We start from the raw sequence: 329 nt of genomic DNA on the forward strand, positions 1-329 counted from the left end.
ATCTCGACAAGCTCGAAGAGAGCAAACGGTATCCGAGAGGCGAATGATGGCAGACATTCTCGTCCCGACGCTCGATCATCTGAAGCACGCCTATGCCGGCACCGCGACGGCCACGCAGGTGACGCCGCTGCTGGAGTCGGCCGCCCTCGCCCGGGAAACCGGCGCGGCGCGCGTCTTCGTCAAGCCGGAGTCGTTGCAATGGGCGGGCTCCTTCAAGGTGCGCGGCGCCTACTGGCGGCTGAAACGGCTTTCGCCGGACGCGGCGAAGAAGGGTGTCGTCGCCTATTCCTCCGGCAATTTCGCGCAAGGGCTGGCGGCGGCCGGCCAGG

General features: G+C 66.9%; 1 protein-coding gene. It reads left to right on the forward strand.

Annotation, left to right across the window (positions count from 1 at the left end; genetic code table 11):
* Window positions 1-43 precede the first annotated feature (43 nt).
* Window positions 44-329, forward strand: a 286-nt coding sequence (locus tag EN859_RS36360; RefSeq protein WP_189502538.1) for a pyridoxal-phosphate dependent enzyme, incomplete at its 3' end; no start/stop codon positions are given.

It is taken from the genome of Mesorhizobium sp. M00.F.Ca.ET.216.01.1.1, assembly GCF_004010325.2.
Lineage (GTDB): Bacteria > Pseudomonadota > Alphaproteobacteria > Rhizobiales > Rhizobiaceae > Mesorhizobium.